The 24,978-nt window shown below is 42.4% G+C and carries 28 protein-coding genes, 1 riboswitch and 1 other annotated feature; of the genes, 3 read left to right on the top strand and 25 right to left on the bottom strand.

Features of this window, described 5'->3' with window-relative positions:
• Positions 1–3: 3 nt before the first annotated feature.
• The 24 genes from rpoB to BO48_RS04490 all read right to left on the bottom strand — a co-directional run bounded on the left by rpoB (position 4) and on the right by BO48_RS04490 (position 22,227).
• The gene (gene rpoB, locus BO48_RS04605) at positions 4–3,540 is read right to left on the bottom strand and encodes a DNA-directed RNA polymerase subunit beta (protein ID WP_496366240.1); all 3,537 of its coding nucleotides are present in this window, start codon (positions 3,538–3,540) and stop codon (positions 4–6) included.
• A 240-nt stretch (positions 3,541–3,780) separates the two neighbouring features.
• Positions 3,781–4,401 (bottom strand): class I SAM-dependent methyltransferase, encoded by a 621-nt coding sequence (locus BO48_RS04600; protein WP_496366239.1) that lies wholly within the window; start codon positions 4,399–4,401, stop codon positions 3,781–3,783.
• Between the two features lie 102 nt (positions 4,402–4,503).
• Positions 4,504–4,869, bottom strand: a complete 366-nt coding sequence (gene rplL, locus BO48_RS04595; RefSeq protein WP_496366238.1) for a 50S ribosomal protein L7/L12 — start codon at positions 4,867–4,869, stop codon at positions 4,504–4,506.
• Positions 4,870–4,907: 38 nt separating this feature from the next.
• On the bottom strand, positions 4,908–5,408 hold the full coding sequence (gene rplJ / locus BO48_RS04590; protein ID WP_496366237.1) for a 50S ribosomal protein L10: 501 nt from the start codon (positions 5,406–5,408) through the stop codon (positions 4,908–4,910).
• A 34-nt stretch (positions 5,409–5,442) separates the two neighbouring features.
• Positions 5,443–5,596: a sequence feature (ribosomal protein L10 leader region), on the bottom strand.
• Between the two features lie 44 nt (positions 5,597–5,640).
• Positions 5,641–6,339 carry a 50S ribosomal protein L1 gene (rplA, locus tag BO48_RS04585; RefSeq protein ID WP_496366236.1) on the bottom strand — a complete coding sequence of 233 codons (699 nt, stop codon included), beginning with the start codon at positions 6,337–6,339 and terminating at the stop codon, positions 5,641–5,643.
• Positions 6,340–6,418: 79 nt separating this feature from the next.
• Positions 6,419–6,844 (bottom strand): 50S ribosomal protein L11, encoded by a 426-nt coding sequence (gene rplK, locus BO48_RS04580; RefSeq protein WP_052254920.1) that lies wholly within the window; start codon positions 6,842–6,844, stop codon positions 6,419–6,421.
• A 139-nt stretch (positions 6,845–6,983) separates the two neighbouring features.
• Complete coding sequence (gene nusG, locus BO48_RS04575; RefSeq protein ID WP_052254921.1) at positions 6,984–7,523, bottom strand: transcription termination/antitermination protein NusG; 540 nt, start codon at positions 7,521–7,523, stop codon at positions 6,984–6,986.
• Positions 7,524–7,540: 17 nt separating this feature from the next.
• On the bottom strand, positions 7,541–7,717 hold the full coding sequence (secE, locus tag BO48_RS04570) for a preprotein translocase subunit SecE (RefSeq protein WP_496366235.1): 177 nt from the start codon (positions 7,715–7,717) through the stop codon (positions 7,541–7,543).
• A gap of 20 nt (positions 7,718–7,737) precedes the next feature.
• On the bottom strand, positions 7,738–7,872 hold the full coding sequence (rpmG, locus tag BO48_RS04565) for a 50S ribosomal protein L33 (protein WP_496366234.1): 135 nt from the start codon (positions 7,870–7,872) through the stop codon (positions 7,738–7,740).
• A 79-nt stretch (positions 7,873–7,951) separates the two neighbouring features.
• The gene (locus BO48_RS04560; protein ID WP_496366233.1) at positions 7,952–8,545 is read right to left on the bottom strand and encodes a hypothetical protein; all 594 of its coding nucleotides are present in this window, start codon (positions 8,543–8,545) and stop codon (positions 7,952–7,954) included.
• A 63-nt stretch (positions 8,546–8,608) separates the two neighbouring features.
• Entirely contained in the window at positions 8,609–9,133 is a 525-nt protein-coding gene (locus BO48_RS04555; protein WP_496366232.1) for an NYN domain-containing protein, read from the bottom strand.
• Positions 9,134–9,137: 4 nt separating this feature from the next.
• Entirely contained in the window at positions 9,138–9,878 is a 741-nt protein-coding gene (rlmB, locus tag BO48_RS04550; RefSeq protein WP_496366231.1) for a 23S rRNA (guanosine(2251)-2'-O)-methyltransferase RlmB, read from the bottom strand.
• Positions 9,871–10,275 carry a Mini-ribonuclease 3 gene (locus BO48_RS04545; RefSeq protein WP_496366230.1) on the bottom strand — a complete coding sequence of 135 codons (405 nt, stop codon included), beginning with the start codon at positions 10,273–10,275 and terminating at the stop codon, positions 9,871–9,873. Before BO48_RS04545 ends, rlmB begins: the two co-directional genes overlap by 8 nt.
• Positions 10,268–11,662 carry a cysteine--tRNA ligase gene (cysS, locus tag BO48_RS04540; RefSeq protein ID WP_496366229.1) on the bottom strand — a complete coding sequence of 465 codons (1,395 nt, stop codon included), beginning with the start codon at positions 11,660–11,662 and terminating at the stop codon, positions 10,268–10,270. Before cysS ends, BO48_RS04545 begins: the two co-directional genes overlap by 8 nt.
• Positions 11,646–12,302 (bottom strand): serine O-acetyltransferase, encoded by a 657-nt coding sequence (gene cysE, locus BO48_RS04535; RefSeq protein ID WP_496366228.1) that lies wholly within the window; start codon positions 12,300–12,302, stop codon positions 11,646–11,648. Before cysE ends, cysS begins: the two co-directional genes overlap by 17 nt.
• A 270-nt stretch (positions 12,303–12,572) precedes the next feature.
• Positions 12,573–14,024: a glutamate--tRNA ligase gene (gene gltX, locus BO48_RS04530; RefSeq protein ID WP_496366227.1), complete on the bottom strand. Its 1,452-nt coding sequence runs from the start codon at positions 14,022–14,024 to the stop codon at positions 12,573–12,575.
• Positions 14,024–14,509, bottom strand: a complete 486-nt coding sequence (gene ispF, locus BO48_RS04525) for a 2-C-methyl-D-erythritol 2,4-cyclodiphosphate synthase (protein ID WP_496366226.1) — start codon at positions 14,507–14,509, stop codon at positions 14,024–14,026. Before ispF ends, gltX begins: the two co-directional genes overlap by 1 nt.
• Entirely contained in the window at positions 14,506–15,189 is a 684-nt protein-coding gene (gene ispD, locus BO48_RS04520) for a 2-C-methyl-D-erythritol 4-phosphate cytidylyltransferase (RefSeq protein ID WP_496366225.1), read from the bottom strand. The genes ispF and ispD overlap by 4 nt, the downstream gene beginning before the upstream one ends.
• Before the next feature lie 2 nt (positions 15,190–15,191).
• Positions 15,192–16,241, bottom strand: a complete 1,050-nt coding sequence (locus BO48_RS04515) for a PIN/TRAM domain-containing protein (RefSeq protein WP_496366224.1) — start codon at positions 16,239–16,241, stop codon at positions 15,192–15,194.
• A 32-nt stretch (positions 16,242–16,273) separates the two neighbouring features.
• Positions 16,274–17,644: a DNA repair protein RadA gene (gene radA / locus BO48_RS04510; protein WP_496366223.1), complete on the bottom strand. Its 1,371-nt coding sequence runs from the start codon at positions 17,642–17,644 to the stop codon at positions 16,274–16,276.
• A 132-nt stretch (positions 17,645–17,776) separates the two neighbouring features.
• Positions 17,777–20,224 (bottom strand): ATP-dependent Clp protease ATP-binding subunit, encoded by a 2,448-nt coding sequence (locus BO48_RS04505; protein WP_496366222.1) that lies wholly within the window; start codon positions 20,222–20,224, stop codon positions 17,777–17,779.
• Positions 20,225–21,247, bottom strand: a complete 1,023-nt coding sequence (locus tag BO48_RS04500) for a hypothetical protein (protein WP_496366221.1) — start codon at positions 21,245–21,247, stop codon at positions 20,225–20,227. It abuts the gene before it with no gap.
• Positions 21,234–21,755, bottom strand: a complete 522-nt coding sequence (locus BO48_RS04495) for a UvrB/UvrC motif-containing protein (RefSeq protein ID WP_496366220.1) — start codon at positions 21,753–21,755, stop codon at positions 21,234–21,236. Before BO48_RS04495 ends, BO48_RS04500 begins: the two co-directional genes overlap by 14 nt.
• 4 nt (positions 21,756–21,759) lie before the next feature.
• The gene (locus tag BO48_RS04490; RefSeq protein ID WP_496366219.1) at positions 21,760–22,227 is read right to left on the bottom strand and encodes a CtsR family transcriptional regulator; all 468 of its coding nucleotides are present in this window, start codon (positions 22,225–22,227) and stop codon (positions 21,760–21,762) included.
• Between the two features lie 215 nt (positions 22,228–22,442).
• On the opposite strand from BO48_RS04490, the gene BO48_RS04485 reads away from it, so the two are divergent.
• A complete protein-coding gene (locus BO48_RS04485; RefSeq protein ID WP_496366218.1) occupies positions 22,443–23,702 on the top strand; it encodes a NupC/NupG family nucleoside CNT transporter in 1,260 nt (419 codons plus the stop codon).
• A gap of 93 nt (positions 23,703–23,795) precedes the next feature.
• Here BO48_RS04485 and BO48_RS04480 read toward each other — a convergent pair whose 3' ends face one another.
• Complete coding sequence (locus BO48_RS04480) at positions 23,796–23,990, bottom strand: hypothetical protein (RefSeq protein ID WP_496366217.1); 195 nt, start codon at positions 23,988–23,990, stop codon at positions 23,796–23,798.
• Positions 23,991–24,128: 138 nt separating this feature from the next.
• A riboswitch (guanidine-I (ykkC/yxkD leader) is annotated at positions 24,129–24,224 on the top strand.
• A gap of 50 nt (positions 24,225–24,274) precedes the next feature.
• On the opposite strand from BO48_RS04480, the gene BO48_RS04475 reads away from it, so the two are divergent.
• Positions 24,275–24,610 carry a DMT family transporter gene (locus BO48_RS04475; protein WP_496366216.1) on the top strand — a complete coding sequence of 112 codons (336 nt, stop codon included), beginning with the start codon at positions 24,275–24,277 and terminating at the stop codon, positions 24,608–24,610.
• Positions 24,610–24,924: a DMT family transporter gene (locus BO48_RS04470; RefSeq protein ID WP_496366215.1), complete on the top strand. Its 315-nt coding sequence runs from the start codon at positions 24,610–24,612 to the stop codon at positions 24,922–24,924. The genes BO48_RS04475 and BO48_RS04470 overlap by 1 nt, the downstream gene beginning before the upstream one ends.
• Positions 24,925–24,978 lie beyond the last annotated feature (54 nt).

Here is a 24,978-nt window from a genome sequence, read left to right as displayed (position 1 = left end):
ACATCACTCAGTGACATTCTCAGTTTCAACTTGTTTTTTATCGTTAACATTCAGTTGATTCGAATTGTCCTCATCTTCTATATCATGCATATCGACTTCGTTGTCTTCATTATCCATGATTTTGACATTTAATCCTAAGCTCTGAAGCTCTTTCATCAATACTCTGAATGACTCAGGGACACCTGGTTTTGGTACGTTTTCGCCTTTTACAATCGCTTCGTAAGTTTTAACACGTCCGACTGTATCATCTGATTTGACTGTCAGTATTTCCTGTAATGTGTATGCTGCACCGTAAGCTTCAAGTGCCCATACTTCCATCTCACCGAAACGCTGACCGCCAAACTGGGCTTTACCGCCAAGCGGCTGCTGAGTAACAAGTGAATAAGGTCCTGTACTTCTCGCATGGAGTTTGTCATCAACCATGTGAGCAAGTTTGAGCATGTACATTACACCAACAGAAATTCTGTTTTCAAACGGTTCGCCTGTACGGCCGTCGTACAATGCCGTCTTACCGTCACGTGCAAGTCCTGCTTCTTCCATCGTACTCCATACATCATCTTCATTCGCACCATCGAATACCGGTGATGCCATTTTGACGCCCATTGCGCGGGCAGCCATACCAAGGTGAAGTTCGAGCACTTGTCCGATGTTCATACGTGAAGGTACGCCAAGCGGGTTAAGCATAAGATCAATAGGTGTGCCGTCCGGCAGGTAAGGCATATCTTCCTCCGGCAGGATACGTGAGATAACACCTTTGTTACCGTGACGTCCAACCATCTTATCTCCGACACTGATTTTTCTCTTCTGGACAATATAAACTCTGACAAGCTGGTTTACACCAGGGGATAATTCGTCACCGTCTTCACGGTTGAACACTTTGACATCAAGTACGATACCTCCGGCACCGTGCGGTACACGAAGTGAAGTATCACGCACTTCACGCGCTTTCTCACCGAAGATTGCATGTAGCAGACGCTCTTCTGCTGTCAGTTCTGTCACACCTTTAGGGGTTACTTTACCGACAAGAATGTCGCCATCCGTCACTTCTGCACCAATATAAACAATACCTCGGTCATCCAGTTTTTTCAGAGCATTGTCTGAAACGTTTGGAATATCACGCGTGATTTCTTCAGGGCCGAGTTTCGTATCACGAGCTTCGGATTCATACTCTTCAATATGGATAGAAGTGTAGACATCATCTTTTACAAGTCTTTCACTCATGATTACAGCATCTTCATAGTTGTAACCGTCCCATGTCATAAATCCGACTACAAGGTTACGGCCAAGCGCCATTTCTCCATTATCCATGGATGGCCCATCAGCCAGAATTTCACCTTTTGAAACAACATCTCCGACGGAAATGATCGGTTTCTGGTTATAACATGTACCTGAGTTTGAACGAGTGAATTTAGTCAGATTATAAATATCTTTCTCTGTCTCAACTTCTTTGCCGTTCTTCTCTTCTATACGGTATACATGGATTGACTTCGCCTCAACATGAGACACTCTGCCTTTATACTTCGATACTACTGCTGCACCTGAATCTCGGGCAGATACGTGTTCCATACCTGTACCGATATACGGTGACTCAGGTATAAGAAGAGGTACTGCCTGACGCTGCATGTTCGCACCCATAAGTGCACGGTTGGAGTCATCATTTTCCAGGAACGGGATACATGCAGTCGCTGCTGATACAACCTGCTTTGGTGAAACATCCATGTAATCCATGCGTTCTCTTGGCATTTGTGTATTATTACCACGGAAACGGCAGAAAATCTCATCATTCTGGAAACGATTATTTTCATCAAGAATAGAGTTTGCCTGTGCGACAACATAGTTATCCTCTTCATCAGCTGTCAGGTAATCTATCTCTTCAGTGACACGGTTCGTTTCATGGTCAACTCTTCTATACGGTGTTTCTATAAAACCGAACTCATTCACACGTGCATAGCTGGATAATGTGTTGATCAGACCAATATTCGGCCCCTCCGGCGTTTCAATCGGACACATACGGCCATAGTGTGAATAGTGCACATCACGTACTTCAAAACCGGCACGCTCACGAGTCAGACCGCCGGGCCCGAGCGCTGATAGACGACGTTTATGCGTCAGCTCTGCAAGCGGGTTCGTCTGGTCCATGAACTGTGATAGCTGGGAACTGCCAAAGAATTCTTTAATAGAGGCAATTACCGGACGAATGTTAATCAGCTGCTGAGGTGTGATAGACTCTGCATCCTGAATTGACATACGTTCACGGATAACACGTTCCATACGTGAAACACCAATTCTGAACTGGTTCTGCAGCAATTCACCGACTGAACGCAGACGGCGGTTGCCCAGGTGGTCGATATCATCTGTATAACCGACACCATGCAGCAGATTGAAGAAATAACTGATTGAAGAAATGATATCTGACGGTGTAATTGATTTCACTTCGGCATCCGGGAATGCATTACCGATGATTGTTGTCGTTCCTTCTTCAAAGTTTGGTGCTTCAACACTGATTGACTGCACTTCAACAGGCTCATCAAGAGCGCCCTGTTCTAAATCATATGTCTCCAGGTTAGCTGTCGACTCAAGCGCATCTGTGATTGAATCTAAAGTTCTGCGGTCGATTGTCGCACCTTTTTCAGCAACAATTTCCCCCGTCTCTTTATCAACGATCGGTTCAGCAAGCACCTGGTTGAACAATCTGTTTTTAAGATGTAGCTTTTTATTCATTTTGTATCGTCCGACGTTTGCCAAGTCATAACGCTTCGGATCGAAAAATCTTGTATACAGCAGATTTTTGGCATTTTCTACCGTCGGCGGTTCGCCTGGACGCAGACGCTCATAAATTTCGAGCAATGCCTGATCGACTGTTTCTGTAGTATCTTTGTCTAATGTGTTGCGTATATATTCATTATCACCAAGAAGGTTGATGATTTCCTGGTCAGTTGAGAATCCAAGTGCACGAACAAGCACTGTGATTGGAAGTTTACGAGTACGGTCAATACGGACATATACAACGTCTTTAGCGTCAGTTTCATACTCTAACCAGGCACCGCGGTTTGGTATTACCGTTGCACCATAGCTCAACTTACCATTCTTATCATATTTCTCTGAGTAATAAACAGATGGGCTACGTACGAGCTGGGATACAATGACACGTTCAGCTCCATTAATAATGAAAGTACCAGTGTCCGTCATCAATGGGAAATCACCCATAAATACTTCTTGTTCTTTCACTTCGCCTGTCTCTTTAATAACTAAGCGGACTTTCACGCGTAATGGCGCAGAATAAGTTGCATCGTGGTTCTTTGCCTCATCTTCATCGTATTTTGGTTCACCAAGTTTATAATCTACGAACTCTAATGACATATTTCCAGTAAAATCTTCTACTGGTGAAATATCCTTGAACATTTCAATCAGACCCGTCTGTAAAAACCACTCATAAGACTTGGTCTGAATCTCAATCAAGTTAGGCAGATCCAATTGCTCTTCGATACGTGCATAGCTCCTGCGTGTAGCATGTCTTCCATATTGAATCACTTGACTCATCGACAGATTCACCCCTAATAAAATTTACGTAAAACATACACATTAGCATACTAGAATGTTTAAAGACAAAAAGAAAACGGAATCGAAATCAACCCCATTTTCTATTTATATTAAACAGTATTTAATACGCTCCATTTCAATAAGCAGACAAAAAGTGCATACTTATTGGTATTATATTTTTACATTCTATAACTATAACACAAGTGTTTTGTCAAGTCAAATTGGTTATTGATTTTCATTTCAATTTGTGTTTTGAGCTGCATCCTCATGTCTTTTTATACCTTTTAATACGTAATAGCCTTTATCTTTCAAGAGCACTTCCACATTGCCAAATAATTGCTCAATCGCACTTTTATATGATTTCATGCCCTGCTTCTTTTGAACGACCATATAAAACTTGCCGGCTGTTTCAAGACGGTTGAGCCCGTCTTCTAGAATCTCTTTGACAACTTCTTTGCCGGCTCTGAACGGAGGGTTGGTAACATAAAGCTCAGCTCCCACATCAGTCTCATCATATTTTTTTCTCGATAAAATACTCGCACTGATGTTATTCTTTGCAGTATTTTCATGCAAAAGGCTGAGCGCATCCTCGTTCACTTCGACCATCACCGGCCGGGCATTTAAACTCTTGCCCAATATGATGCCTACCGGACCATATCCCGCACCCATATCAATCAAAGAAACAGCACCTTCCGCATTATCTGAAAACACACCGTTGATTAGCACTCTCGTACCGTAATCCAGCTGTTCTTTCGAGAAAACACCACGGTCAGTCTTAAAATTATAGACGGTATTTTCAAAAGTGTAATCTATATTCTTGTAATCATGGGCAGTTTGATCCGTTGTAAAATAATGTGACATCAATATCACCTCCGGTAATGTTATATGTAACGAAAAAGAGAGGCTCATCTAAACAATATGTTTATATGAGCCTCACTTCAAAAATTTATCTATACACAAAAATTATTTAAGTTCTACGCCAGCGCCTACTTCTTCTAACTGCCCTTTAAGTTCTTCAGCTTCTTCTTTAGCCAGACCTTCTTTGATTACTTTAGGAGCTCCGTCTACAAGTTCTTTAGCGTCTTTAAGACCTAAGCCAGTTGCTTCACGAACAACTTTGATAACTTTGATCTTAGAAGAACCAGCATCTGTAAGTTCAACATCAAATTCAGTTTGCTCTTCAGCAGCAGCAGCTTCCCCGCCACCTGCAGCAGCTACAGGAGCAGCAGCAGTTACGCCAAATTCTTCTTCAATTGCTTTTACAAGATCGTTTAATTCTAAAACTGTCATACCTTTAATCGCTTCAATGATTTCTTCATGATTAGCCATTATAAATTCCTCCATTTTTTAAATTGATTTAATTACGATTATGCTTCTTCGTTTTCCTTATCTTCACCAACAGCTTTAACTGCATAAGCGAAGTTGCGTACTGGAGCTTGAAGAACAGATAGTAGCATAGATACAAGCCCATCTTTTGATGGTAGTGATGCGATTGCATTCACGTCTTCTGCCGGTGTGAAGTTTCCTTCAAGGACACCTGCTTTGATTTCCAGTGCTTCGTGTTCTTTAGCAAAGTTGTATAGAACTTTAGCCGGAGCAATAACATCTTCATTTGAAAATGCAATCGCGTTTGGTCCAGTTAAAAATTCATTCAACTCTGTTAGTTCAGCTTTTTCAGCAGCACGGCGAGTCATTGTATTTTTGTATACTTTGAACTCTACGCCAGCGTCTCTTAGACTTTTACGCAGCTCAGTCATTTCAGAAACTGTTAATCCACGATAGTTTACAACTATTGTAGAAACAGACTCTTTCAGTTGAGTAGCGATATCGTCTACTAATTGCTGTTTTGATTCCATCACGTTTGACATTCTTACACCTCCATAATTTTGTGTGTATAGGTTGGTGCAATTAAAAAAAGCACCTTTTACCTACGGCAAAAAGTGCTTGAATATATATTAGTCAATTCAAGTCTTTTTCATTTGCCTCGGCAGGATGATGTTTTAAGTAACGTGTAATCCGTTACTCCTACTGTCTTAGGTAATATTTTAATACAAGTGCAACTGTACAACAGCCAGCTGCACTTGTCAATATTAACTTTTATTAAACAATTCTTGCTGCGTTGTTGTCCACTTTAATTCCAGGCCCCATCGTTGATGTAACCGCTACAGATTTAAAGTAGGTACCTTTCGCAGATGCAGGTTTCGCTTTGCTCAGAGCATCGTGAATTGCATTGAAGTTTTCAACCAGTTTCTCAGTATCGAATGATACTTTACCGATTGCAACATGTACAATACCTGATTTCTCTGCACGGTATTCAACTTTACCTGCTTTGATTTCTTCTACTGCTTTTTTAACATCCATTGTTACTGTACCTGTTTTAGGGTTTGGCATTAAACCTTTTGGACCTAATACGCGTCCAAGTTTACCAACTTCACCCATCATGTCAGGTGTTGCAACGATTACGTCAAAATCAAACCATCCGCCATTGATTTTCTGAACGAATTCCTGATCTCCTGCGTAATCTGCGCCTGCTTCTTCTGCTTCTTTAAGCTTTTCACCTTTAGCAAATACTAATACACGCTGTGATTTACCAGTACCGTGCGGCAATACAATCGCACCACGGATTTGTTGGTCGTTTTTACGTGTATCAATACCCAGGCGGAAAGCGACTTCTACAGAAGCATCAAAATTTACAGTGCTTGTTTCTTGAGCTAATTTAACTGCTTCTCCAATTGAATATGAAGAGTTTGCATCAAATTTTTCAAGCGCTGCCTGATACTTTTTACTTCTTTTAGCCATTGATAATTCCTCCTTGTGGTTTTAGCGGGTTATCCTCCCACGTTTGTATTAATACGTTTTTATACAGTCATTGTTATTTTTACTTTTCAATTTCGAAGCCCATGCTTCGTGCTGTACCTTCGACCATACGCATTGCCGCTTCTACATCAGCTGCATTAAGGTCTTCCATTTTCGTTTCAGCAATTTCACGCACTTGCGCTTCTGTTACTTTCGCCACCTTGTCTTTGTTCGGCTCGCCTGAACCTTTGTCGACGTTTGCAGCTTTTTTCAGTAATACTGCAGCTGGTGGTGTTTTTGTTATGAAAGTAAATGAACGGTCTTCAAATACAGAAATTTCTACTGGAATGATCAGACCTGCCTGCTCTTGTGTACGCGCATTGAATTCTTTACAGAACCCCATGATGTTAACGCCTGCCTGACCTAATGCCGGCCCAACTGGCGGCGCTGGATTTGCCTTCCCTGCAGGAATCTGCAATTTCACAACGTTGATAACTTTTTTAGCCACGATGTGCACCTCCTCGTTTATCGTGATGTGGTCATAGGATATTAAGATTTTATCCTCCCACTCGCATCTATAAAAAGATGGCCGGAAAATTCCGACCATAACATTTTACCATTATTATAATTAAAATACAACCTGTATATTATAATTTTTCTATTTGGTCGAATTCCACTTCTACAGGTGTCTCTCTGCCGAACATTTCGACAAGGACAGTCAGTTTATAACGTTCTTCATCAATCCCTTTGATTTCACCGGATTGGTTGTTGAACGGCCCATCAATGATGTTGACGACTTCGCCGATTTCAACTTCGAAATCAACCGTCTTCTCAACCATGCCCATTGATTTCAAAATAAACTTCACTTCTTCAGGCAGTAGCGGGTTTGGTTTGCTTCCTGCGCCCTGTGAACCTACAAATCCTGTGACACCCGGCGTATTTCTGACGATATACCAGGATTCATCTGTCATTATCAATTCTACAAGCACATAGCCTGGAAATGTCTTTTTCATCGCCGTTTTACGCTTGCCGTCTTTAACTGTTGTTTCCTCTTCTTCAGGTATCACTACTCTGAAAATTTGATCTTGCATATTCATAGAGTCAAGACGGGCAAGTAAATTTGCCTTTACTTTGTTTTCATATCCTGAATAAGTATGAACGGCATACCAATTCTTTTCACCAGACATCCAATCGCTCCTTTAAATTACAATAAATCTATTACTGCTGTAATACCTAAATCCAACGCATAGAAAAAAGCCAAGAAAAATATAACCGTCATTGCGACAATCATTGTAAATCTGGCAGTTTCCTGACCTGTCGGCCAGCTTACTTTTTTCATTTCGCTAACTACATTTTGAAAGAAATTCTTATTGTTTGCCATTTTTAACATATCCTCCTACTTCAGATGGAACTTTTATGAGTCGTATGTCGATTACATTTTTTACAAAACTTCTTCATAACTAAACGTTCTTTATGGTCGCTCTTTAATTGATAGTTTCTAGATCCACAGTCATTACACGCCAATGTTATCTTCATATAACACATCTCACTCAATTCTTATTTACTATACCGATTTTAAAAAACAATGTCAAACACTGTTAAATCACACGATAAATTATTTTTTACGCTTTCTTCTCACTCTATGCAGACTGTTCACTATCGCTTTTTCACTGACACAGAGCTTCTCCGAGATTTCTTTAATCTGATATCCATAGTTACAGTAATAAACGATTTTCCGCTCAAGCGGAGAACACACTTTACGGTTATTTAAAATATGTGATTTGTTCTCTTCATATATGATAATATCCAGCGGGTTGTCCTGCATTCTGTTTCTGTGGTCTCCGGTTTCAAAAGTGATGTCCTTTACTGATTTGATGACTTCGCTCAAACCGTAATCCGTCCATCTGTAGTAGAGCTTCATCAGCTCATAGGTGATGACTTTCGAAACGTAATGACGGTAGTTGCCGAGTTCGGGATTATACTTATAGCATAATCTCAGCGCCAGCTCCATCATATCCTGGAGCGCATCTTCCCTGTCATAATAGTCAAACGGATATTTCAATGTCTTTTTAAAAACAACCTGCCTTAAATTTTCATCGATCCAATCAAATGCACTAATATCACCATTGTAAACTTTGTACGCACAATCGTTCATCCGGTCATCCATCGACTCTTTGAGAATAAAGTAATGTTGAGTAATTAGATACATAAGCCGTCTCCCATAATTTTATATATATAAAATATATGGCTCGACGGCATTTACTTCAAGGTGCTATTTTAAGCCCCTTCTCCATTTTTCAAATTCTGATAGTACATCCGGACGGATATCCAATTTCTGTCTGGGCAGTTTTTGATTTATTGCATCTATTTCTTTACTGATATTTTTTTCTGAATCTGCCAGTGTCATCCACATTTCTCTGGATGAAATACGGTAGGCACCAAGAGCAAATATGGCATTCTGTTCAGTCAGGTCACTTGTTACCACACTAATTTCACATAGAAACGGATGATAATTATCATGAACAAAGCGCTCTATATATTCATCTGCAGTTTCTTTTTCCTTTGTGAAAATGACAGTGATTCCATGTTTTTGAAGAATGGACTCCATACTCTTCACTTCGTAGGCGTCAAATACGACAATGATTTCAAAGTTAGTCACCATCTGATACTCGGCAAGTGCTGTTATCAGTTCTTCCCTCGCAAGCTCCAGCGATACTTTCGACTCGCTGAACAGCTCCTTATTGGCACCGATCAGATTATAACCGTCCACGATTAAAATTCTCTGCTTTTTCCTCATCAGATCACATCCTGACGGGATTCTGCCTGCGGTATACTTCGTACATCAACAGCGCTGCTGATACGGAAGCATTTAAACTCGTTATTTGGCCGACCATCGGAATTTTAACAGTGAAGTCACAATTTTCGAGAGTTTTTCTGCTGATTCCCTCTCCTTCACTGCCGATAACGATTGCAGTACTCATATCTAACGAGAGCTCGCGGTAATCCGTGTCCCCGGTACCATCAGTTCCGACGACCCAGAAACCTCTGTCTTTCAGTTTATCAATCGTCTGATTGATATTGGTCACGCGCACTACAGGTATATATTCAATCGCACCGGTTGATGTTTTAGCCACCGTTTCGGTCAGTTGTACCGAGCGCCTTTTCGGAATGATTACAGCATCAAACCCTGTTGCATCGCACGTTCTTAATATCGAACCCAGATTGTGCGGGTCCTCCAGTCCATCCAGTATGATGACATTTGCGGTCTCTTTACCTTCAACCGTCTGTAGGAATTCTTCAAAATCCATATACTCATGGGCACTTATTGATGCAATGATTCCCTGGTGCTTTTCGTCCGTCATGCCGTCTATTTTACTTTTCGGCACATTCTGGACGACCACTTTTTGTTTCTTGGCAAGGTCCAACAGTTCTTTCACCTGGTTTTTATTGATTGAATCCTGGACATATATTTTATTTATATCGCTTTCTGAACGCAGCGCTTCCCGCACTGCATTTCTTCCGGCAACTATGGAATTAGTCATCGTGAACCCTCCCTTCCGTAATTATTTCCTGCATCAGTTCTCCTATTCTGGAATGGTTGTCCGTCAAATCGAGATAACCGATCAGAGCTTCCAGGCCAGAAGCATTCCGATACTCTTTAATCGTTGCATTTTTGGCTCTTGTCGCACTTGATTTATTGCGTGCCCGTTTGGCTATTTCCCACTCTTCTTCAGTGAGCAGTTCTTCTTTTCTCAAATGCAGCAGAGCATGTGACTGAGCTTTTGCACTCACCAGCCGGTTCGCCTCCCTGTGAAGTTCCTCAGGTTTCAGGCGTGATCTGCTCTTAATCAGAAATGTGCGGATGTAGACCGCGTAGACTGAGTCACCGAGGAAAGCTAAAGATAAGCTTGGCACTTCTTCCACATTAAAGTCAGCCACGCTTGAACCGCACTCCCTCTTTAGTATCTTCCAAGACGATACCCTGCTCTTTTAAATAGTCTCTGATTTCGTCAGCGCGTGAAAAATCTTTATTTTTCCTTGCTTCGTTACGCTCTTCAATCAGCTTTTCAATTTCCTCATCGAGTAAAATCATTTCTTCCTCTAACACAATGCCCAGCACCCCGGCATATTTTTCGAACACGTCTATGAATTCGGACAGCACTTCTGCATTCGTCGTGTTATAGCGAAGATATTTATTCAGCTCTGAAGTGAGGTCATGCCATGCACTGATGGCATTGGCCGTATTGAAATCATCGTCCATGTGCGCTTCAAATGTTTTGACGTTGTCCTGGATGATTTCCATTATCTTAGTGTCGACTTCAGTGCCGACCGCGCTTTCAAGCCGCTCTTTCGCCTGTCTGTAGCTGTCCTGGATACGCTCGAGACCCGCTCTTGCCGCATCGACCAGTTCGCGGTTATAGTTAATCGGGTTTCGGTAGTGCACACTGATCATAAAGAATCTCAGTACATTCGGGTTGATTTCCTTGATGATATCGTGAACCAGTATGAAGTTTCCGAGTGACTTGGACATCTTCGTGTTGTCAATATTGATATACCCGTTATGCATCCAGTAATTCGCAAATGTCGCATCCGTCATACATTCACTTTGAGCAATCTCATTTTCATGGTGCGGGAAAGTCAGGTCTTGTCCGCCCGCGTGGATATCTATCGTGTCACCCAGGTGTTCTCTCGCCATCACACTGCACTCGATATGCCAGCCCGGGCGGCCGGCGCCCCACGGGGAATCCCATTTGATTTCATTAGGCTTTGCCTGTTTCCACAACGCGAAATCCAGCGGATCTTCCTTTTTCTCGCCGGCATCGATACGTGCACCGACTTTCAGATCGTTGATGGACTGCTGGCTCAGTTTACCGTATCCATCATAAGAACGTGTTTTAAAATAAACATCGCCGTCGGATTCATAGGCATGATCCTTCTCGATCAATACTTCGATGAATTTAACAATATCATCCATGTGATTCATCACTCTCGGGTGGATTGTCGCCCGCTTCACGTTAAGGGCCCCAGTATCCTCAAAGAACGCTTCAATGAAACGTTCTGCGATATCAGGTACAGTTTCTCCCAGCTCCTGTGATGCTTTAATCAATTTATCATCGACATCTGTGAAGTTGGCGACATATTTTACATCATAACCTTTATATTCCAAATATCTGCGCACCGTATCAAATGCAATCGCAGGTCTTGCGTTACCGATATGAATATAGTTATATACCGTCGGACCGCAGACGTACATTTTAACCTTGCCTTCTTCAATCGGCTTGAACGTTTCTTTCTGTCTTGTCAAAGTATTATATATGCGAACCATCTTTAACCTCATCCCTTACTTCTTTTCTAAAGTCTTTTATTTCATCTTCCAGACCTATAATCATTTCCAGTATAGGATCCGGTAAATCTGTCACGTTCAGATCACGTGCACCTTTAACCTTTTCGCCGGCCTGCTTGACGATGCGGCCCGGTATACCGACCACAGTGGAGTCCTTCGGAACATTGATCAGCACGACTGAATTCGCACCGATCTTGGAGTTTTCCCCCATCCTTATGTTGCCCAGCACTTTCGCTCCCGCAGCAACCAGCACATTATCATCCAGGTCCGGGTGTCTTTTCGTTTCTTCTTTTCCTGTACCGCCAAGTGTGACGCCTTGGTATATTGTCACGTTATTACCGATGCGGCATGTTTCACCGATCACCACGCCCATGCCGTGGTCTATGAATAAACGTCTGCCGACCTGGGCGCCCGGATGGATTTCTATCCCTGTTACAAAGCGGCTGATCTGCGAGATGACTCTGGAGAGTGTGGCAAATTTCCGCTTGTACAGCTTATGCGCAATTAAATGCATCCATACAGCATGCAGTCCTGAATAAGTAAAAAACACTTCGAACTTACTTTTGGCTGCAGGATCCAGCTCAAGTACCATATCGATGTCCTCTTTCATTCGATTAAACAAGATGATCCTCCTCTCAAAATAAAAAAATGCCTCTGTCCAAAAATCTGGACAGAGGCGCATTTCGCACGGTTCCACTCTGTTTACAAAATAAATTTGCACTTATAAATATACAATTCATGACAGAGTGCATTTCTGAATTATATTATGGTTGCCTTCTCACCTGCCAGACAATCTCTGATTTCCATAATAGACCATACTTCATTTCTCTGTTACTGATTATAATAATCGATTATAAACCCGACTTCAACAAGATAGACTCAGGAAGCCTATTTATTTTAATTTGGAAATTCTGTTCAATACTTTTTCCTTACCAATCAAGGATATTGAATCCGGCAGTTCAGGACCCTGAGTCTGTCCTGTAACAGCAACCCGGATTGGCATGAACAGCTGTTTCCCTTTATATCCTGTAGCTTTCTGTACATTTTTAATTGATTTTTTGATTGTAGCAGGATCAAAGTCGATCAAGTCTTCAAACTCATCATACAACGCAGTCATCAGTTCAGGTATATGTTCCTGGTTGATTACTTCTGTCGCTGCTTCACCAAATTCGATATCGTCCTTGAAGAACTGCTCGGATAAAGCGGTAATCTCTCCGGCAAAGCTCATTTGCGGCTGATAGAGTGCGACGAGTTTCCTTGCCCATTCAATCTCTTCTGGGCCTGAATCTTCATTGACCAGACCTTCTTTAATCAGGAAAGGCAGTGCCATATCAAAAACTGTCTCTGCATCTTTCTCTTTCATATACTGGTTGTTGATCCATGTCAGTTTCTGCTTATCAAAGAAAGCAGGTGCTTTGGATAAACGTTTCTCATCAAACAGTTTAATGAATTCTTCTTTGCTGAAGATCTCTTCCTCGCCTTCAGGCGTCCATCCAAGCAATGCGATGAAGTTAAATAATGCCTCCGGCAAATATCCAAGTTCTTTATACTGCTCGATAAATTGAATGATTGCGCCGTCACGCTTGGATAATTTCTTTTTATTTTCATTGACGATTAATGTCATGTGACCGAATTTAGGTGCTTCAAGTCCTAAAGCTTCATAGACCATCAGCTGTTTCGGTGTATTTGAAATGTGATCATCACCTCGCAGCACGTGTGAGATTGACATTTCATGGTCATCTATTGCCACAGCAAAGTTATAAGTCGGGATGCCGTCTTTCTTAACGATGACCCAGTCACCAAAACCATTGGATTCGAACGATACTTCGCCTTTGACGATATCATCAAATTTGTAGACTTTATCCTTAGGGACCCGGATACGTATAGCCGGTTCACGTCCTTCAGCAATAAGTGCTTCTTCCTCTTCTTTTGTCAGATTGGCATGGTGGCCGCCGTATCTCGGCATTTCCCCGCGCGTAATCTGTTCTTCACGTTCTTTTTCCAGTTCCTCGCTTGTCATGTAACAGCGGTAAGCAAGATCTTCATCCAGCATTTTCTGAATATAAGGTTCATAGATGGACCCGCGTTCAGATTGACGGTATGGACCGTATCCGCCATCGATATCGATACTTTCATCCCAGTCGATACCCAGCCATTTCAAGTTTTTCAACTGAGATTCTTCACCTGTTTCAACATGACGTGATTTATCAGTGTCTTCGATCCTGATGATGAAGTCTCCGCCGTAGTGACGTGCAAATAAATAGTTAAATAACGCTGAACGTGCGTTTCCTATATGCAAAAATCCGGTTGGACTCGGTGCATATCTGACTCTTACTTTATCCATTATGATTCCTCCATTTTTGTGAGCAGTACCACTGCTTCAGAAGTGATGCCTTCTTTTCTGCCTACGAAACCCAGTTTTTCTGTTGTAGTCGCTTTAATATTAACATTAGAGATGGATGTCTTCAAAATTGAAGCGACACTTTCCCGCATATCATCTATATGCGGTCTGAATTTTGGCGCCTGGGCCATAATTACAGCATCAATATTACCGATTTCGTACTTTTCATCGTGCATTTTCTGCACAACTTCAGCCAGTAATATTTTTGAATCCATATCTTTATACTGTTCATCTGTATCCGGAAAGAACTTGCCGATGTCTCCAAGGGCCAGTGCCCCGAGTATTGCGTCTGCCACCGTATGCAGCAGTACATCGGCATCCGAATGGCCGGCGAGTCCCCTGTCATGCGGGATATTCAACCCGCCTATGATCAGTGGTCTGTCATCGGCAAATGCATGAACATCAAAACCATGTCCGATTCTTATCATTTGTCTTCACCTTCTCTGTTGATGATTGATTCGGCAACTACCAGATCTTCACGGGTAGTTATTTTAATATTGTTATAGGATGATTCGGCAATGTGCACTTCTTCTCCCAGCGCCTCCACCATGCTCGAATCATCCGTTACAGACAGCTCGTTTGCACGGGCATTTTCATGCGCACGCCTAATCAATTCATAATCAAAAGCCTGCGGTGTATGTGTAATGAACAGCTCTTCCCTCGGCAAAGTCTCCACTACATGGGAACCCTTCACCATCTTGACCGTATCTTTGACTTTCACTCCGCAAATGACCGCCTTGTGTACTTTAACCTTGGCATATATGTCATCCAGCAATTCTTTTGTGATGAACGGTCTCGCGCCGTCGTGGATGAAAATATACTCACATTGCGGAATTTTTTCCAAAACATTATAAATGCTGTCCTGACGTTCTTTTCCCCCGATGAATACACCGTGCACTTTATCATACCCGGCCAGCTTTTCCTTTAGCAGTTCTGTTTCATCTTCTCTCGTCGCCAAATAAATCCCTTCACAATTATGATCGTTCTGAAATTGCTCAACAGTCAGTTCAATGATGGATTTTTTATTCAGCTCGATAAATACTTTATTTTTGTTATAACCCATGCGCCTGCCTAAGCCTGCAGCGGGAATGATTGCGATATAAGCCATGATTAACTCTCTTTCTTAGTAAAGATAATGCGCCCTGAATTGGTTTGCAGCACACTTGTCACTTCTACGCTGACAGTCTGATTAACCAGCTTCCTGCCTTCTTCGATAACAACCATTGTACCATCTTCAAGATAGCCGACACCCTGGTCTTCTTCCTTACCGTGTTTTGTCACCATAATATCCAATGTATCGCCCTGTTTGATGATCAGTTTGATTGCATCTGACAGTTCATTGACATTTAAAACTTTAATGTTGTGCACCTGGCATACACGGTTCAAATTGTAATCAGTCGTAATCAGTGCGGCATTCTCTTCTTTAGCCAGCTGTACCAATTGATGATCAACGTCCAGCTTGTCATATTTGACCGGCTGTACATTCACATTTTCGGAGCTTTCCTGAAGCATGCGGAGCATTTCCAAGCCTCTCTGCCCGCGGTCCCTTTTCATGGAATCCGTGGAATCCGCAATCAGCTGCAGTTCATCCAGCACAAATTGGGGCACTGAGAGCTCTCCTTCTATAAATCCTGTTTTTACTACATCCACAATTCGTCCATCTATAATTGCGCTGGTATCCAGCAGTTTTTTCTGACCCTGCCTGCCGTCCTGTTGTTCTTTGACATTCTGTTTCGGCAGCAGTTCCAATACTTCGCTGTGTTTTTTCAGGCCAATCTGAAAACCCAGGTAACCTAAAATAATTGCCAGTGCGAAAGATATGACTTCGCTCACGATTGGAATATTTAATGTATTTAATAATAATGATATTAAGACAGCAACAACAAGTCCAATGACCATACCCAATGTAGCAAAGATAATTTCAGGCAGATTTCTGTTTAAAAGAATACCTTCGCCTTTACGGATCAACTGCTCCACTTTATCAATAGACCAATAGAAGACGATCAAAAAGAGCAGTCCGCCAAGCAAAGCATGAACGAGGGCATTATTCAGTATGGCCGGCAGATTGACAGGCATTATGGAAATTAAGTCAGGAAACAACCACACTCCCAGTGATACACCACAGAAAAAGTATAAAATATACAACAAGTATCTCAACATATCATTCACCTCCTTAAATTGCTTTTATCCAGTTAATTAAATGCGTATTTTATCGCCTGGCCCAGGTCGCTTACACCATGAACTTTTAAACCTTCCGGCAGCTGAATGCCGGACAGGCTCGCTTTAGGTACGATTGCCCGCTTGAATCCAAGCTTGGCGGCTTCCTGAAGACGCGATTCTATCTTGGTTACACGTCTTATTTCGCCCGTTAAGCCAACTTCGCCGATAAAACAGTCATCACCTCGCACTTCTTTATTTTTAAAGCTTGAAGCGATGCTGATAATGACACTTAAATCTACAGCAGGTTCCTCCAGTTTCACGCCGCCCGCAACCTTGATGTAGGCATCGTGCTGCTGCATGAGATAACCACCGCTCTTTTCCAGGACTGCCATTAAAAGTGACAGACGATTCTGGTCAATCCCTGTTGCCATGCGCCTTGGATTATGGAAATGGGTCGGTGTGACAAGTGCCTGTACTTCCACAAGCATTGCCCTTGTACCTTCCATGGTTGCCACAATTGCAGAGCCGGGCGTGTTTTTAGAGCGTTCTTCCAAAAAGATTTCAGAAGGATTCAACACTTCTTTCAACCCTATATTTTTCATTTCAAATATACCCATTTCATTCGTCGATCCAAAACGGTTTTTTACAGCTCTTAAAATACGGAATGTATGATGCTGGTCCCCTTCAAAATAAAGGACGGTATCCACCATATGTTCCAGGAGACGCGGTCCGGCAATCTGACCTTCCTTTGTTACATGACCGACGATGAACGTTGCAATGTTTTCACCCTTGGCAATATTCATCAGGCTCTGAGTACATTCCCTCACCTGCGATACACTGCCCGGCGCACTCGTAATATCCGGGTGGAATATTGTCTGAATGGAATCTATGATCAGGAAATCCGGCTTCGATTTCTTTATTTCATCATGGATGTAATAGAGATTCGTTTCACAATAGACATTCAGATTGTCGCTTGATTCTTCCAGCCTGTCCGCTCTGAGCTTGATCTGCTCGAGCGATTCCTCGCCGGAGACATACAGCACTTCATGCTCTTCAGACAATGTCAATGCCGTCTGAAGTAAAATCGTCGATTTTCCGATGCCCGGGTCACCGCCGATTAATATGAGAGAGCCGTTCACAATCCCGCCGCCAAGCACGCGGTCGAATTCTCCGCTTTTTGTTAAGGTTCTCGGTGTAAACGTCTTTTTGACGTTATTCAATTTTACAGGCCGGCTGCTTTTTTCCGGCTCCTGTTTACCGAGTGTGCCGCGGCCTTTCGTTTCTTTATGTATTAGTTTTTCTTCCATCTGATTCCACGCACCGCAGCTTGGACATTTCCCCATCCATTTGGGTGATTCATATCCGCACGCCATACACTCAAAGACATTTTTAGTTTTCGCCATATTTGACAGCTTCCTCCAGTCCTCACTCTTTATTATTGTATTACTATTTAGAAAGATTTTAAAGTGTGGAATCCATAAGTAAAAATGAAAACAGAATAGCCCAAACCAACACTCGATTTGGGCTTTCTGTTTCTACTTCTTAACTGCTTCTTTTTTCTTCGTTTTCACTGTGAATTCTTCATTTTTATAATCTACGATGACCACTTTATTTTCAAAGTCGGCACCTGACAGCAGAGATTCACTTAAAGTATCTTCGATATTTTTCTGAATGCTGCGGGCAAGCGGTCTTGCGCCGTATTCAGGATCATATCCATCTTCAGTGATCTGCGCTTTGGCTTTGTCGGTCACTTCAATATTGATATTCTGTTCGATCAGTCTTTCCTGAAGCTGATCAATCATCAGTGAGACAATTTCAGTCAAGTGTTCTTTTTCGAGACTGTGGAAGACGATGATGTCATCCACACGGTTGATGAATTCAGGTCTGAATGCTTCTTTCAGTTCTTTCATCATCGTGCTTCTGATCGTATCGTAGTCCTGTGTACCCGAATCGGCTGTCGTTCCGAAGCCGGCGAACTTACGGTCTCTGAGCTCTTGTGCACCGACGTTTGAAGTCATCACGATAATCGTATTGCTGAAGTCGACTGTACGGCCGTTGGCATCAGTCAGACGACCATCATCCAATACTTGCAGCAGCATGTTGAATACGTCAGGATGCGCTTTTTCAATCTCATCAAACAGGACGAGTGAATATGGTTTTCTGCGTACTTTCTCAGTCAGCTGACCGCCGTCATCATATCCGACGTAACCCGGGGGAGAACCGACGAGTCTTGAGATGGAATGTTTCTCCATGTACTCACTCATGTCTACACGTATCATTGCATCTTCTTCACCGAACATCGTTTCACTCAGTGAGCGGGCAAGTTCAGTCTTACCGACACCTGTCGGGCCCAGGAAGATGAAGCTTCCTATCGGACGCTTAGGGTCTTTCAGTCCCGCTCTTGCGCGGCGCACTGCTTTGGAGATTGATTTCACGGCTTCTTCCTGTCCGATTACTCTGCCATGCAGAATGGATTCCAGGTTCAGGAGACGTTCCGACTCGCCTTCTGCAATTTTAGAAAGCGGGATGCCTGTAATGCCGCTGATGACCACTTCAATATCACCCTGAGTCACAGATTGAGAGGTTTGCCCCTGCTCTTTCTTCCAGCTGTCCTGCTTATCTTTCAATTGTTTTTCGAGTTTCGACTGCTGATCTCTGTAGTTTGCCGCTGATTCGAACTCCTGACTCTGAACTGCGGCATTCTTCTCTTTCTTAACCGCTTCAAGCTTACTCTCCAGATCTTTCAGGTCCGGCGGAGAAGTATAACTGCGCAGTCTGACTTTGGAAGATGCTTCATCAATCAGGTCAATCGCTTTATCCGGCAGGAAACGGTCCTGGATATAACGGGCACTCATCTTGGCTGCCGCATCCAGTGCTTCATCAGTAATATTGATTCTGTGGTGTGCTTCATATTTGTCTCTTAAACCTTTAAGAATTAAAACAGTATCTTCAACATTCGGCTCATCTACTTGAACCGGCTGGAAACGGCGCTCAAGTGCTCCGTCTTTTTCAATGTGCTTACGGTACTCTTCCAGAGTTGTCGCACCGATACACTGTAGTTCGCCGCGGGCAAGTGCCGGTTTTAAAATGTTGGAAGCATCAATTGCGCCTTCAGCGCCGCCTGCGCCGATCAGTGTATGCAGTTCATCTATGAACAACACCACATTGCCTGCTTTATGAATTTCTTCCATGACTTTTTTCATGCGCTCTTCAAATTCACCACGGTACTTTGTACCTGCAACAACTGTGCCCATATCAAGGGACATAAGACGTTTATCTCTTAATGTTTCCGGTACCTCATTATTTGCGATGGATTGAGCCAGTCCTTCAGCAATTGCTGTTTTACCTACACCGGCCTCACCGATTAATACCGGGTTGTTTTTAGTACGGCGGGATAATACTTCAATGACTCTTGTGACTTCTTTAGAGCGGCCGATTACCGGGTCTAATTGATCTTCCTTCGCAATTTCAGTTAAATCTCTTGCGAGTGAGTCGAGCGTCGGTGTATTGTTATCTTTCTTTTGAGGGTCCTTGCCTTGAAGTGCTTCAGGGTTGCCCAGCATTTTTATAACTGAAGCACGGGCCTTGGTGATATTCAGGTCCAGATTGGCAAGTACGCGTGCAGCAACGCCTTCACTTTCACGGATAAGCCCGAGCAGTAAATGCTCAGTTCCGACAAAGTTATGGTGCAGCTTGCGCGCTTCATCCATGGACAGTTCAATCACTTTTTTAGCTCTCGGTGTGTATCTTATGGATGCTGTCGCATCGTCACCTTCATTAATCAGGTTGAAGACTTCATCACGAACATTATCTTCACTGATATTGAAGCTCGATAACACCTTTGCAGCGATGCCCTCTTTTTCTTTTATTAAACCGAGTAATAAATGTTCTGTGCCAATATTCGAGTGCTTCAGGCTGATCGCTTCTTCCTGTGCATATGCAAGTACTTTCTGGGCTCTTTCTGTCAATCTTCCAAATAACATTTATATAGTCCCTCCTATTTGTTCACGTAATAATGTTGCACGTTCTTCGGCCACTGCCTTCTCTAATGATACATACTCTTTACCAAGACTGTTTAAACGCATTTTGATGAAAGCAGGTTGAATCAATTGAACAAGTTCCTGGAATCTTATCGTATCTTCAGACAAGAAGCCGAGATCTGCGCCCAGTTTAATATTGCTTAAATGATTGGCAGCCTCTTTCAATGAAATGGTATGTGCATATTTAAGTATGCCGTATGAACGAAATATTGAATCTTTGGCTTTTATGAGATGTTCGTTATTCATAATTGAGCGCATCTCTATTTCTTCTTCTATGATTCTTGTTTTTAATTCGTTTAAGCTCTTGATGATATCCTCTTCAGACTGACCGAGCGTCAGCTGATTGGATAATTGATATATATGACCGAGCGGCACCGAACCTTCTCCGTATATGCCCCGAAGCGTAAAACCGAAGCGGTTTAAGTTGTTCGACACCCTTTGAATTCTGTTGCCCAATGATAACGCCGGCAAATGCAGCATTACCGAAGCTCTCAGCCCTGTGCCGACATTCGTCGGACACGCTGTCAGAAATCCGTATTTATCGTCAAACGCGTAGTCGAGCTTACTCTCCAGACGATCATCAAGTTCAGAAGCTTTCTCATATATCTCATCAAGGGAGAGTTCTGCCCCCATCGCCTGAATTCTGATATGATCCTCTTCATTGACCATGATTGAAACGGATTCATCATCGTTGATGTAACTGAGGCGCCCGCGTTCGGTAAATAAAGGGCTGATCAGATGTTTCTCCACCAGCAGCGCTTTATCCTCAAACTTCAGCTCCTCCAGATTGACTTGTTTAAAATCACTCAGCGTGTCATTCAATGTCTCGATCATCTGAGTCATTTCCTCGTCTTTCACCATATGAGGAAACGGCAGTTCTCTGACATTTCTCGCCAGTCGTATTCTTGATGACATTTCCACAGGTATTTCTTTCGCCTGGCTGACCCAAGGACTAATTTTTGCCATTGTCATCACCCGCTTCCAATGATTTGATCTGATCGCGTACTACTGCTGCTTCCTCAAACTCCTGTTCTTCAACCAATTCGGAAAGTTTCGCCCGCAGCTGCTCGATTTCTTTCTTCACCTTGATATAGGCTGAAGATTTTCGAGGTATTTTACCGACATGTTCGGTTTGATAGAGCTGTACTTTAGTAATGATTTCATTGCTTTTCCCGCTGAAAGTTTCATAACATTCAGCACAGCCGAACTTGCCTTTTTCCAATATGGATTCAACAGTCGAACCGCAGTTTTCACAATGTTTCTTCTGCTGCTTGTGGGAACCGAACGGCTGTTGGGCAGACAATGACTGCAAGAGTTGATGAATGTTGAACGAATCGTCCGAGAAACTTGAAAATTGACTGGAAAACGATTTATTGGCACAAGCTTCACATAAATATCTCTCTGTTTTATTTAAGCCACTGCCTGTCGTTATATGGACAGTCGCTTCATTCTCCTGGCATGATTCACAAATCATATAATCACTCCTCGGTGTATAAAATGACGTCGATTATGTTAAGTAAGATTTTTGCTCTCAGCTGATCCCTGAAAGGTAATTCTATCATTAAACTCTCTCTATCCAGAGCCGCATTGATAATTTTGCCTTCCTTTAATGTAATCACGTCATTTTCAAACATCGACTGTACGATGTGCTGTGCATTTTGCTGGCTTAACCCGTGACCTATCAGATTTTTTAAATGAGCAAGATATTCTGATTTTGAATGTGTCTCGACTTTGGTAATACGTATATACCCGCCGCCACCACGTTTACTCTCTACCATATAACCATGTTCATTTGTAAACCGTGTTTTGATTACATAGTTCAACTGGGACGGGACACAGTCAAATTTTTCAGCAATAAAGGCACGCTTGATTTCGACGCCTTCACCGTCGGAAGCTGCGAGTAATTCCTTCAAATATTGTTCGATAATATCTGACATATTACGCATGCTATCACCTCTTTTGACCTTCTTTGACTAAAGTATACATTCTGCTTGAGTTTTTGGCAAATTTCTTGTTCAAAAATAAAGTTCTTCTTTATTTTTGTAAACGTTTGCATTATAATGATTCAGTATCGCGTTTCAGTCTTATATACTTTATAATGTACTTTTAGAGATGCATATACATAAACGCAGCACATATCTTATATTTTGGAGGATTATTTATGGGTATTTTAATGGGAATAGTCGGTATACTATTCACAATGTTCCTGGCATGGATTGCGAGCAGCAATAAAAAACTGTCATTTAAAAAATGGAAAAATATTTTGATTTTGCTCGCTTTGCAGCTGTTCTTCGCATTCTTGTTCTTGAACACTACTTGGGGGCAGACATTTATCGGATGGCTTGCTGAAGCATTCGACCACCTGCTCGGATTTGCCGCTGAAGGCGGACAGTTTGTATTCGGCGACCTGATGTCATTATCTACAGAGTCAGCCGCCTCAGGCGATCAGGTTTTATACAACAGTGAAGATGGAATGGCATTCAACGTGTTCTTCTTCAATGTATTGGTCCCTATCATCTTCATCAGTGCAATCATTGGTATTCTTTCTTACATAAGAGTACTGCCTTTAATCATTAAAGGTATCGGTATGCTGATGACAAGAATTACAGGCATGCCTTATATCGAGTCATACAACGGTGCAGCTTCAATGTTTCTCGGTCAGTCCGAAGTGTTCATATCACTTAAAAACATTCTGCCGAAAATGACGACACAAAGAATGTATACACTGGCAGCACAGGCGATGAGTTCTATCTCACTGTCAATCGTCGGTGCATTCTTTACGATGCTGGAACCACAGTTTGTCATCATCGCCATCGTTCTCAACTTCTTCGGTATATACATCATCGTACATGTCATCAACCCGTACGAAGAAGAAATCAGTGATACCGGAGTCGAAATTTCCACGAATCCTGAGAAAGGAAAGTCATTCTTCCAGGTTCTTGGTGATTACATCATCGACGGCGGAAAAGTCGTACTTGTCGTTGCAGCAATGCTGATTGGTTTCATTGCTCTGATCGGTCTTCTGAACCAGCTGTTCCTTCTTATACCAGGAAGCAGCCTGACGTTCCAGGACATTCTCGGTTACATCTTCATGCCGATTGCATTCCTTATCGGTATACCATGGGATGAAGCACAGACTGCAGGCAGCCTGATGGCAACAAAACTCATCACTAACGAATTTGTTGCAATCGGTGAGTTTATGACTATCGCAGATGAATTATCAAGAAAAACACAAGCAATGGTTTCAGTATTCCTGATCTCATTTGCCAACTTTGGAAGTATCGGCATTATAGCCGGTTCGGTTAAAGGTCTTCACAACGAAAGTGGAGATGCTGTTGCAAAATTCGGACTTAAGCTTGTATACGGTGCGTCACTTGTAAGTTTACTTACAGCGACTATCGTCGGATTTTTCTTCCAATAATATCCAAAGTAAAAATCTCTCCCAAACAGTTTGGGAGAGATTCTTTTATTTCTTATGATGAGATGATTTTGCTCAGACGATGCTTATGAATGTTCACCCATTCGGCCCGACAACTACAAGCACACCCATTAAAATGACCATGATAACAGTAAAAACAATAAAATATATAATATATTTTTGAGAATGATTTTTAAAATAACCCATAAACTGCAGTATAGTCAGCATGCCGCTGATGAGGAAAAAGACGATGGATATTAACAGTATTATATATAATACATTTATAAACATGATTGGACGCTCCTAATATTAAATCGTATGACCATTGTACACGAAAAACGACGTTACACCATCTACTGCAGGTAAATTTAAAAAGACGTACTGTTTGATAGTAAATTTTCCATGTGCTACTATGTGATTGAATAGAAGAAAAGAGTTTACTAGGGTTCCGCAATCTGATTGGTCTGGACCGAGAGTAAACCCATGAAACACTTCATGACACGGAAGGATAAAAGCCTGGGAGATTTCAAAATCTCCCAGGCTTTTTTATTTTACACCGGAAAGGAATTGAGTTTATGAACTGGATTAAAATTATCATCGCTTCTATATTTGAAGTCGGCTGGGTTATTGGCATCACCCACTCGGACAACTGGTGGCAGTGGTTACTCACGGTCATCGCAATCTACTTCAGCTTTTATCTGCTGATTGTCGCTTCCATGGAATTGCCCGTCGGTACATCCTATGCTGTATATGTCGGTCTCGGTGCAACAGGCGTTGCGATCAGTGACTTTCTGTTTTTCGGCCAGCCGTTCACAGCCTGGAATATCGTCTTTATCGCTGCGCTGCTGATCGGTGTCATCGGTTTGAAAATGGTCACGTCGGAAGAGCGTGTTAAGGAGGCTGAACAATAATGGCATGGATTGTACTGATATTTGCAGGTGTTTTTGAAATGCTTGGCGTCAATGCCATTAACGTCTACACGCACAAGCGGAGTAAAATAGCACTGTTTGGCTTACTGCTTTTCTTCGGCATCAGTTTCATATGCTTATCAATAGCGATGAATGTCATCGCGATGAGTACAGCCTATGCCGTCTGGACAGGGATAGGCGCAGCAGGCGGGGCAATTCTCGGCATGCTGTTCTATAATGAACCGAAAAACTTCCCAAGAATATTTTTCATCGCTCTCATCATCGGCAGTGCAGTCGGTCTGAAAGCAATCAGCTAATTTTATAAATTCCGGACAAAATAAAAAGCTGCTCACCTATGGAGAATTACCTCC

The sequence above is a fragment of the Lacicoccus kunmingensis DSM 17847 genome (assembly GCF_059568765.1).
Note: the sequence above shows the minus strand (reverse complement) of the source record. Positions and strands in the feature narration are given on the sequence as shown.